Source organism: Microbacterium testaceum (assembly GCF_001476655.1).
Taxonomy (GTDB): Bacteria; Actinomycetota; Actinomycetes; order Actinomycetales; family Microbacteriaceae; genus Microbacterium; species Microbacterium testaceum_C.
Window position 1 is genome coordinate 57,404 of sequence record NZ_LDRT01000005.1, and the last position, 10,303, is coordinate 67,706.

A 10,303-nucleotide genomic window follows, 5' to 3' on the forward strand; every position below is an offset into this window, starting at 1 on the left:
CCATGGTGCAGCTCCTCGGCCCGCAGGATCGTCTCCTGCGGGTGATCGAGAAGGAGCACCCCGACGTCGACGTGCATGTGCGCGGCAACGAGGTCACTCTTTCCGGCGCTCCGGCCGCCGTACGCGCGGCGCGCGGACTGCTCGACGAGCTGCTGGCGATGACCCGCTCCGGCCAGGGGCTCGACCCCTCCGACGTGTCGAGCTCGAACCGCATGCTGCGCTCCGAGGGCGGTCCGCGGCCGTCCGAGGTGATGGGCGAGGCGATCCTCTCGTCGCGCGGCAAGGTCATCCGGCCCAAGACCGCCGGGCAGAAGGCGTACGTCGACGCGATCGACGAGAGCACGATCGTCTTCGGCATCGGTCCCGCCGGTACCGGCAAGACCTACCTCGCGATGGCCAAGGCCGTGCAGGCGCTGCAGCGCAAAGAGGTCAGCCGCATCATCCTCACGCGTCCTGCTGTCGAGGCGGGGGAGCGCCTGGGGTTCCTGCCGGGCACGCTGACCGACAAGATCGACCCGTACCTGCGCCCGCTCTACGACGCGCTCAACGAGATGATGGATCCCGAGATCGTCCCCAAGCTCATGGCGACGGGAACCATCGAGGTCGCACCGCTGGCGTACATGCGCGGTCGCACGTTGAACGACTCGTTCGTCGTTCTCGACGAGGCGCAGAACACCACGCCCGAGCAGATGAAGATGTTCCTCACCCGTCTCGGCTTCGGGACGCGCATGGTCGTCACCGGCGACATCACGCAGATCGACCTTCCGCAGGGGGCGTCGGGTCTTCGCCTGGTGACACGGGTGCTGAGCAACGTCGACGACATCCACTTCTCCTACCTGACGAGCGACGATGTCGTGCGTCACACGCTCGTGGGCCGGATCGTCGACGCCTACAGCGAGTACGACGAGAAGCGGCTGGTCGCGCGTCGAGAGCGCGACGAAGCCACCGAGTTCGCCAACCGTGCGGAGCGACGCGGCCCCCGGGCCGCGGGTCCCCGCGATCACCTCCCGAGACGAAACCGCTCATGACGATCGAGATCAACAACGAATCCGGCTACGACATCGACGAGCAGGTCCTGCTCCGACTGATGGAGTACAACCTCGCCGAGCTCCACGTGAGCGCCGACGCCGACGTGGCGATCGTGCTCGTCGACGAGGGTGCGATGGAATCGCTGCACGTGCAGTGGATGGACGAGCCCGGTCCCACCGACGTCCTGAGCTTCCCGATGGACGAGCTCCGGCCGGGTTCGGAAGACGCACCGACCCCCGCGGGTCTCCTCGGCGACATCGTGCTCTGCCCCTCCGTCGCCGAGGCGCAGGCGGTGACCGCGAAGCACTCGACCCAAGACGAACTGATCCTGCTCACCACGCACGGTCTCCTCCACCTGCTCGGATTCGACCACGCCGAGCCCGACGAAGAGCGCGAGATGTTCGGCCTGCAGCGCGAGCTCATCACCGGCTTCCAGGCCGTCGAGCGCCGCCGCCGCGCATGACCGAGGCCCTCCTCCTCGTCGCAGCGCTTCTGCTCGTCGCCTTCGGCGGCCTGATGGCTGCTTCCGAAGCGGCGCTCGGTGTCACCTCGCGCACCGACCTCGCGGAGCTGGGCGCCTCGGGCCGCAACGCGCGCGCCCTTCAGCGCATCGCCGACGATCCGAACGCGCACGTGACGGCCGTGGGCTTCATCCGGGTGCTCGCCGAGACCACGGCTGCCGTCCTCGTGACCGCGGCGTTCGTGCTGCTGTTCGACAACATCTGGTTGGCCGTGGCCGCAGCCGCCGTCCTCATGACGGGGATCTCTTTCGTCGCGGTGGGCGCGAGCCCCCGTTCGGTCGGCCGCCAGCACGCGCGGGGACTGCTCCGCGGCGGTGCGCCCCTCATCCGCGGGATGCGCATCATCCTCGGGCCCTTGGCGCACGGTCTCGTCTCGGTCGGTAACCGGGTCACCCCGGGCCTGTCGCAATCCACGTCGTTCGCCTCCGAGGAACAGCTGCTCAGCATCATCGACGAGGCGGCCGAGAACGAACTCATCGAGCAAGACGACCGCGAGCTCATCCACTCCGTCTTCGACTTCACCGACCGCTACGTCCGCGAGGTCATGGTTCCGCGCACCGACATGGTGACGGTGGATGCCACCGCCACCTCGCGCGAGGCACTCGCCCTGTTCCTCGAGAAGGGCGTCTCGCGCGTTCCTCTCGCCGACGACGAAGCCGACGACGTCGTCGGCATGCTCTATCTGAAAGACCTCGTGCAGTTCGGCTTCCGCGACGAGGCGGGCTGGCGCGACGCGCCGATCCGCCGCATCGCCCGCCCGGCCGTGTTCGTCCCGGAGTCGATGAAGGCCGAGACGCTCCTGCAGCAGATGAAGCGCGACGCGGTCCACGTGTGCCTCGCCGTCGACGAGTACGGCGGCATCTCCGGCCTGGTCACGCTCGAAGACCTCATCGAAGAGCTCGTCGGCGAGATCTCCGACGAATACGACGCCCCCTCCACCGAGGTCGTGGCGCTCGACGACGGTCGCTACCGGGTGAACGCGCGGCTGGGACTCGACGAGGTGGGCGACCTGTTCGGCCTCGAGCTCGACGACGAAGACGTCGACTCGATCGGCGGCCTGCTGGGCAAGGCCCTCGGACGCATCCCGCACCCCGGTGCCACGGCCGAGCACTCCGGTCTCGTGATGACCGGCGGAGCGTCACGGGGCCGCAACCGCGGCATCGCGACGGTCATCGTGGAGCGGGCCGAGACAGGCGACGACGACACCGACGCGGAGACCGCGCGCGAGAGGAACGACAGATGAGCGACACCCGATCCGGCTTCGTCACCTTCGTGGGGCGACCCAACGTCGGCAAATCGACCCTGACGAACGCCCTCGTGGGCGAGAAGGTCGCCATCACGAGCGACAAACCGCAGACCACCCGACGCGCGATCCGCGGCATCGTCAACCGTCCCGGCGGTCAGCTGGTGGTCGTCGACACCCCCGGCATCCACCGCCCTCGGACGCTTCTCGGCCAGCGTCTGAACGACCTCGTCGAGCAGGTGCTGGGCGACGTCGACGTGATCGCGTTCTGCGCGCCCGCGACCGAGAAGGTCGGGCCCGGCGACCGCCGCATCGCGGAGTCGCTGTCGGGCTACCCGCGCGCGAAGAAGGTCGCCCTCGTGACCAAGACGGATGCCGCGACCCGCGACCAGATCGCCGAGCGGCTCGTCGAGGTCGACTCCCTCCGCGAGGACTGGGCGGCCGTCATCCCGCTCTCCGCCGTGACCAACGATCAGCTCGACGTCCTGAGCGACGAGCTGCTCGCCCTCATGCCCGAGGGACCGGCCCTGTACGACGCCGACATCACCACCGACGAGACCCTCGAGGACCGCATCGCCGAGATCATCCGCGAAGCCGCTCTGCACGGCGTGCGTGACGAGTTGCCGCACTCGATCGCGGTCACCATCGACGACGTCGCCCCGCGCGAGGGCAGCGACCTCACCGACGTCTGGGCCAACATCATCGTCGAACGCGACAGCCAGAAGGCGATCATCATCGGTCGCAAGGGCTCGCGTCTCGCCGACGTCGGAGCGCGGGCGCGCGCGGGCATCGAACCGCTCGTGGGCACCCGCGTGTACCTGTCACTTCACGTCCGGGTCGCGAAAGAGTGGCAGCGCGACGCGAAGCAGCTCGGCCGGCTCGGCTTCTGATCGGGTCGGGCACCCTCTCGACGAAAGGCACGATCATGGCGAAGAGGTGGACGGCCCCGGCCCCGGGGCCGATCGATACGTGGAGTTTCGACGAGGTCGACCCCGCCCCTCCCGGTACGGGGGAGGTGACGATTCGCGTCCATGCCGCGGGGGTCAATCCCGCCGATGCCAAGCACGTCGCCCAGGCGCGCCCCGGCGCGACGTTCCCGGTGCCCATCGGGTACGAGCTCTCGGGTGAGATCCTCGCCGTCGGCCCCGATGCCCTCGGCGGGTCGGGCGAGCTCGCCGTCGGCGATGAGGTGGTCGCGTTCCGCGTCCAGGGGGCATACGCCACCGAGATCACCGTGCCCGCGCGCGACGTGTTCGCCAAGCCCGCGGCGCTCTCCCACCCCGAGGCGGCGAACCTTCTGCTGGCCGGCACCACCGCCGCCGAGATGATCCAGGTCACCCGGGTCTCCGCCGGGGACACCGTCCTCCTCCACGCCGCCTCAGGCGCCGTGGGGGTGAGCCTGCTCCAACAGGCGCGCGAACTCGGTGTGCGCGTGATCGGGACGGTGGGTCCGGATGCCGTCGACTCCGCCGAGCGTGTCCGCCGATACGGTGGCATCCCCGTCGCGTACGGCCACGGCCTCCGTGAGCGCGTGGAAGCCGTCGCCGAGGGGGTGCCGATCGTCGCCGTGTGGGACGCGGTCGGCACCGACGAAGCACTCGACGTGTCTCTCGCCCTCGTGGCGGAGCGCGACCGGATCGTGACGATCGTCAACCCCGAGCGGGCGAAGAGCGACGGCTTCCTCTGGATCGCCGGCGCCCGTCCCGAGAGCGCCCGGTTCCGCGACATCGCCCGGTCACGCGTGCTCGAGCTCGCGGCATCCGGTGTCCTCGAGGTCCCGCTCTCCCGCTCCTATCCGCTCGCGGAGGCCGTCGAGGCCGTTCGATTCGTCATGACCGGGCATCCCGGAGGCAAGGTCGCGCTGATCCCATGACCGTGTCGCCGTTCGTCCTCCCGCCCGAACCGGAGCGACTCGACGTGGTGCGCGAGCGCGTACGGTTGCGTCCGGTCGTCGACGGCGACCTCAGCGCGATGGTGCGCTATCGCGGCGACGCCGAGGTGTGCCGCTTCCTGCCGTTCGAACCGCAGACGCCGGATGACATCCGCGCCCGGATCGGTCACCTCTTCGGGGGCACCCGCCTCGATGGCGAACGCGGCGGAATCGTTCTCGTCATCGAGGACCGCTCCGACGGGACGGTCATCGGCGACCTGGTGGTGTTCCACCTCGATCCCGACGCGGGTTCGGCGGAGATCGGGTGGGTGGTGAGCCCGGCGGCATCCGGTCGAGGCCTCGCGACCGAGGCGGTGCGCGCCCTGATCGACACGGCTTTCGGCGTCTACGGGCTTCGGCGCCTGGTCGCCCGCATCGACGCGCAGAACGCGCGGTCGCTCGCCCTGGCCGAACGGGTCGGGATGCGCCGCGAGGCGCACCTCGTCGAGAACCTCTGGTTCAAGGGGCGCTGGAGCGACGAGATCGACTACGGCATCCTCTCGCGCGAATGGGTGACAGGGAAGTGAATCGGTCCGCGCGAGGCTGGTACGATCACAGAATGCGCTTCGGTGGTCTGCTTCTTCTTAGCTGCCGCGACGAGTCCTCGATCTAGGGCCATCCTCGTCGCGGAGCTCGTCGTCGGCCCCTCCTGATGCCCTTCGCGGGGCGGGAACCACGAACAAGAGAAGCGACACACCATGAAGAACACGCAGAAGCCCACGTCCGCTCCGGTGCACAAGTACCGTCCGTTCCACGAGCAGATCCGGGTCGACCTGCCCGACCGCACGTGGCCGAGCAAGCGCATCGAGGGAGCCCCGCGCTGGTGCGCGGTCGACCTGCGCGACGGCAACCAGGCCCTCATCGACCCGATGAGCCCCGAACGCAAGCGGGTGATGTTCGACCTGCTGGTGAAGATGGGCTACAAGGAGATCGAGGTCGGCTTCCCGTCGGCGAGTCAGACCGACTTCGACTTCGTCCGCCAGCTGATCGACGAGAACCTGATCCCCGAAGACGTCACCATCCAGGTGCTGACGCAGGCGCGGGAGCACCTGATCGCCCGCACCTATGAAGCCATCGCCGGCGCGAAGCAGGCGATCGTGCACCTGTACAACTCGACGTCCGTGCTGCAGCGCGAGGTCGTCTTCCGCACCGACCAGCAGGGCATCGTCGACATCGCCCTCGAGGGCGCACGCCTGTGCAAGAAGTACGAGGCCACCGTCCCCGAGACCGACGTCTACTACGAGTACTCGCCCGAGAGCTACACGGGGACCGAGCTCGAATTCGCCCTGCGCATCTGCAACGAGGTGCTCGAGGTCTTCCAGCCGACGCCCGAGCGCAAGGTCATCCTGAACCTGCCCGCCACCGTCGAGATGGCCACGCCGAACGTCTACGCCGACTCGATCGAGTGGATGTCGCGCCACCTGAACCACCGCGAGAACGTCATCCTGTCGCTGCACCCCCACAACGACCGCGGCACCGCCGTGGCCGCCGCGGAGCTGGGCTACATGGCCGGCGCCGACCGCATCGAGGGATGCCTGTTCGGCAACGGGGAGCGCACCGGCAACGTCGACCTCGTCGCCCTGGGCGTGAACCTGCTGACGCAGGGCATCGACCCGCAGATCGACTTCAGCGACATCGACCAGGTCAAGCGCACCGTCGAGTACTGCAACCAGCTGCCCGTCCCCGAGCGCAGCCCCTGGGCCGGGGACCTGGTGTTCACCGCCTTCAGCGGTTCGCATCAGGATGCCATCAAGAAGGGCTTCGAGGCGATGGAGGCCCGTGCGGCCGCCGAGGGGACGACCGTCGACCAGATCGAGTGGGCGGTTCCGTACCTGCCGATCGACCCGAAGGACCTGGGCCGCTCGTACGAGGCCGTCATCCGCGTGAACTCGCAGTCGGGCAAGGGCGGCGTCGCCTACCTGCTGAAGGCCGATCACGCGATCGATCTGCCGCGCAAGCTCCAGATCGAGTTCTCCGGCGTCGTGCAGGCCCGCACCGACGCCGAGGGCGGTGAAGTCTCCAGCGACCAGATCTGGGACATCTTCACCGACGAGTACCTGCCGTCGAAGGACGACGACCAGCGCTGGGGCCGATTCGAGCTGCTGTCGACGCGCTCGTCGAGCGACATGTCGGGCGACGTGCACCTCGACGTCACCCTGCGCGACGGCGACGCCGCCCAGCCGGCCTCGGCCGTGGGCAACGGTCCGGTCGCGGCGTTCCTCGAGATCGTTCGCGCTCAGGGCTTCGACGTCACGCTCTACGACTACGTCGAGCACGCCCTGAGCTCCGGCGGAGACGCTCAGGCGGCCGCGTACATCGAGCTGCAGGTCGACGACCAGCGCCTGTGGGGCGTGGGCATCGACAACGACATCTCGACCGCGTCGCTCAAGGCGATCGTGTCCGGAGTGAACCGCGCGATCCGTACCCGTCAGACCAGCGGCGAGCTGGCCGGCGTCTGACACCGCGCCCGAGAGACACGGCCGTGGCGTACGCCCACGGACACCACGAGAGCGTGCTGCGTTCCCACGCCGCACGGACCGTCGCCGATTCGGCGGCCTACCTGGTGTCCTCGCTGTTCGCCGGCGCCCGCATCCTGGATGTGGGCGCCGGTCCCGGCACCATCACCGTCGACCTCGCCGACCGGGTCTTCCCGGGTCGGGTCGTCGGAGTGGATGCCGCCGCTGACGTCGTCGAGGTCGCGCGTGCCGCGGCCGGGGACCGCACCGACGTCAGCTTCCGTGTCGGCGATGCCTACGCGCTCGACGTCCCCGATGCGTCCTTCGACATCGTGCACGCGCACCAGACGCTGCAGCACCTCGCGCGACCGGTGGACGCGCTACGGGAGTTCCGCCGCGTCGCGGGCCCCGAGGGTCTGGTCGCGGCACGGGACGTGGACTACGGCGGCGTGATCTGGCATCCGCGGATCCCCGCTCTGGACGAGTGGCTCGAGATCTATCACAGCGTGCACCGCGGAGTGTCGGGGGAGCCCGACGCCGGTCGACGCCTCAAGGCCTGGGCCCGCGAGGCCGGGTTCACGCGCATCGAGGCGAGCGCGAGCGTCTGGGTCTTCGACACCGACGACAAGCGCGCCTGGTGGGGCGGGATGTGGGCGGATCGCGTCCTCGCCTCGGCGTTCGCCGGACACGCTCGGCGACTCGGTCTCGCCGACGACGCGCTGCTGCAGCGCATCTCGGACGCGTGGCGCGAGTGGGCGGCCGACCCCGACGGGTGGTTCCTGATGCCGCACGGCGAGATGCTCGCGCGGGCCTGACGATCGGCACGGGGCGTCTTCATCACCACGGCACGGTCGCCCCGTGCCGGTCGAGGTACCGCAGGCCCGGCGTTGCGCGCTGCGCCTCGACGGTGTCGACCAGCGGGGGAATGGCTTCGTGGATCTCCAACCCGGCGGCCGCACCGCCCATGTCGGTGCGCACCCAGCCCGGCGCGAGGAGCACGTCCGCGCGATCCTCCCGCCTCCGAGCGGTCCGGATGCCGCGGCCTGAGAGGATGACGGCATGATCACCGTCTCCGCGCTGTACCGTCATCCCGTCAAAGGCTTCACCCCGGAGCGGCAGGATCACCTGGTCGTGCAGGACGACGGCCGGATTCGTGGGGACCGCGTCCTCGCCTTCCGTTTCGCGGACGCCGTCGAGCCCGTCGACGACGACGGACTCGACGCGTGGCCGAAGAGCGGGGGCCTGGCTCTCATGGATTTCCCGTCGCTCGCCCGGGTGTCCGCGACGTACGACGCCGAGGCTCAGCGCCTGGCCCTTCGGGCCGAGGGGCGCCTCCTCGCCGAGGCCACGATCGACGACGCCGGCCGCGCTGAGCTCGAAGAAGCCATCACCGCCTACGTCGGGACGACTCCCGAGGCCACGGCGCTCGAGCGAGAAGGCGCGCTGCCCCTGCGTCTCATCGGCGACGGCCGCACGTCACGCTTCCAGGACCGTGCCCGCGGATTCGTCTCGTTGCACGGTTCCGCCTCGGTGGGAGCGGTGGATGCCGCGGTCTCCGCCCCCGTGGACGATCGCCGTTTCCGCTCGAACATCATCGTCACCGGCACCGCCCCCTGGGCCGAGCTCGACTGGCACGGGCGGGTGCGCATCGGCGACGTCGTCTTCGACGTGCAGCGTCCGATCGGGCGGTGCGCCGCGATCATGGCGAACCCCGACACGGGAGAGCGCGACGCGCGACTCCTCGGCGTGCTGACCCGTCAGTTCGGGCAGGACGAGGCGACGCTCGGCATCCTGCTCCTCCCCGCCGAGGGCGGCGGGGTCATCCGCGAGGGCGACGAGGTGCGCGTCGAGAGCGAGTGAGCGCCGGCTCAGCTCGGGTCCGCCGCGCGGAACGCCGGGATCCCGGTCAGGTGCGCCCCGAGCACGAGCGTGTGGATCTCGTCCGTGCCCTCGTAGGTCCGCACCGACTCGAGGTTGGCCGCGTGCCGCATCGGCGAGAACTCCGCGGTGACGCCGTTTCCCCCGAGGATCGTGCGTGCCTCTCGCGCGACGGCGATCGCCGCGCGCGTGTTCGCGAGCTTCGCGACCGAGATCTGGTGCGGCTGGAGCCGACCGGCATCCTTCAACCGCCCGAGCCGGAGCGCGACGAGCTGCGCCCTCTCGATCTCGACGGCCATGTCGACGAGCTTCTGCTGCGTGAGTTGGAAAGCCGCGATGGGCTGCCCGAACTGCCGGCGCTCTCCGGCGTAGGCCAGGGCCGTGGCGTAGCTGTCGCGTGCGGCGCCGATGACGCCCCACCCGATGCCGTAGCGCGCGTTGTTCAGGCACGCGAAGGGAGCGCCGAGTCCGCGCGCGAGCGGCAGGACGGCGTCGATCGGCACCCGTACGTCGGTCAGCGTGATGTCGCACTGGATCGAAGCCCGCATCGACATCTTCGGCGCGATGGGGGTGGCGACGAATCCCGGCGTGTCGGTGGGCACGAGGAATCCGCGGACGCCCTCGTCGGTGCGCGCCCAGATGACCGCGAGGTCGGCGAGGGATGCGAGCCCGATCCACCTCTTCGCCCCGTCGAGCACCCACGCGTCGCCGTCCTGCCGCGCGCGCGTCGTCATACTCGCGGGGTCGGAGCCCGACCCCGGCTCGGTGAGACCGAAGCACCCGATGGCCTCGCCGCGCGCCATGCGAGGAAGCCACGTCTGCTTCTGCTCCTCGCTGCCGTGCAGGTGGATCGCGGTCATCGCGAGCGAGCCCTGAACCGACACGAGCGTGCGCAGTCCCGAGTCCCCGGCCTCGAGCTCCATCGCCGCGAGCCCGTATTCGACCGCGCTGCGGCCGGCGCACCCGTAGCCGGACAGGTGCATGCCGAAGACGCCCAGCTCGGCGAGGCCGGGGATCAGCTCCGTCGGGAAGTACGCGCGGTCGTACCAGTCGGCGATGAACGGGCGCACGTGCGCGTCGACGAACGCCCGGACGCGGTCCCGCGTCTCGCGTTCCTCGGGCTCGAGCAGGTCGTCGAAGTCGAGCAGATCGGGGATCATCGGTGTTCCTCGGGGGTGTCGTCGAGCCAGGAGAGCACCTCGGCGGTGTGTTCGCCGAGACGCGGGGGAGCGGAGGGGGCACCGGG

11 protein-coding genes are annotated in these 10,303 nt (G+C 70.0%); 9 read left to right on the forward strand and 2 right to left on the reverse strand.

Annotated features, from left to right (window positions below):
• The first annotated feature begins 2 nt into the window (after positions 1–2).
• From NS220_RS01035 to NS220_RS01070, 8 genes are all read left to right on the forward strand, one after another.
• Positions 3–1,028 carry a PhoH family protein gene (locus NS220_RS01035; RefSeq protein WP_242864484.1) on the forward strand — a complete coding sequence of 342 codons (1,026 nt, stop codon included), beginning with the start codon at positions 3–5 and terminating at the stop codon, positions 1,026–1,028.
• Positions 1,025–1,492, forward strand: coding sequence for an rRNA maturation RNase YbeY (ybeY, locus tag NS220_RS01040; protein ID WP_058622258.1), 468 nt, complete (start codon positions 1,025–1,027; stop codon positions 1,490–1,492). The genes NS220_RS01035 and ybeY overlap by 4 nt, the downstream gene beginning before the upstream one ends.
• Positions 1,489–2,793, forward strand: coding sequence for a hemolysin family protein (locus NS220_RS01045; protein WP_058622259.1), 1,305 nt, complete (start codon positions 1,489–1,491; stop codon positions 2,791–2,793). The genes ybeY and NS220_RS01045 overlap by 4 nt, the downstream gene beginning before the upstream one ends.
• Positions 2,790–3,683: a GTPase Era gene (gene era / locus NS220_RS01050; protein ID WP_058622260.1), complete on the forward strand. Its 894-nt coding sequence runs from the start codon at positions 2,790–2,792 to the stop codon at positions 3,681–3,683. Before NS220_RS01045 ends, era begins: the two co-directional genes overlap by 4 nt.
• Positions 3,684–3,718: 35 nt before the next feature.
• Positions 3,719–4,666 carry a quinone oxidoreductase family protein gene (locus tag NS220_RS01055; RefSeq protein ID WP_058622266.1) on the forward strand — a complete coding sequence of 316 codons (948 nt, stop codon included), beginning with the start codon at positions 3,719–3,721 and terminating at the stop codon, positions 4,664–4,666.
• Positions 4,663–5,250, forward strand: a complete 588-nt coding sequence (locus NS220_RS01060; protein ID WP_058622261.1) for a GNAT family N-acetyltransferase — start codon at positions 4,663–4,665, stop codon at positions 5,248–5,250. Before NS220_RS01055 ends, NS220_RS01060 begins: the two co-directional genes overlap by 4 nt.
• A 171-nt stretch (positions 5,251–5,421) precedes the next feature.
• Positions 5,422–7,182, forward strand: a complete 1,761-nt coding sequence (gene leuA, locus NS220_RS01065; protein WP_058622262.1) for a 2-isopropylmalate synthase — start codon at positions 5,422–5,424, stop codon at positions 7,180–7,182.
• Between the two features lie 23 nt (positions 7,183–7,205).
• Positions 7,206–7,994, forward strand: a complete 789-nt coding sequence (locus NS220_RS01070; protein ID WP_081322917.1) for a methyltransferase domain-containing protein — start codon at positions 7,206–7,208, stop codon at positions 7,992–7,994.
• Positions 7,995–8,016: 22 nt separating this feature from the next.
• On the opposite strand, the gene NS220_RS19930 is transcribed toward NS220_RS01070, so the two are convergent.
• A complete protein-coding gene (locus NS220_RS19930; RefSeq protein WP_193755234.1) occupies positions 8,017–8,178 on the reverse strand; it encodes a hypothetical protein in 162 nt (53 codons plus the stop codon).
• A gap of 60 nt (positions 8,179–8,238) precedes the next feature.
• On the opposite strand from NS220_RS19930, the gene NS220_RS01075 reads away from it, so the two are divergent.
• On the forward strand, positions 8,239–9,039 hold the full coding sequence (locus NS220_RS01075) for an MOSC domain-containing protein (RefSeq protein ID WP_058622263.1): 801 nt from the start codon (positions 8,239–8,241) through the stop codon (positions 9,037–9,039).
• An 8-nt stretch (positions 9,040–9,047) separates the two neighbouring features.
• On the opposite strand, the gene NS220_RS01080 is transcribed toward NS220_RS01075, so the two are convergent.
• A complete protein-coding gene (locus NS220_RS01080; RefSeq protein ID WP_058622264.1) occupies positions 9,048–10,217 on the reverse strand; it encodes an acyl-CoA dehydrogenase family protein in 1,170 nt (389 codons plus the stop codon).
• Positions 10,218–10,303 lie beyond the last annotated feature (86 nt).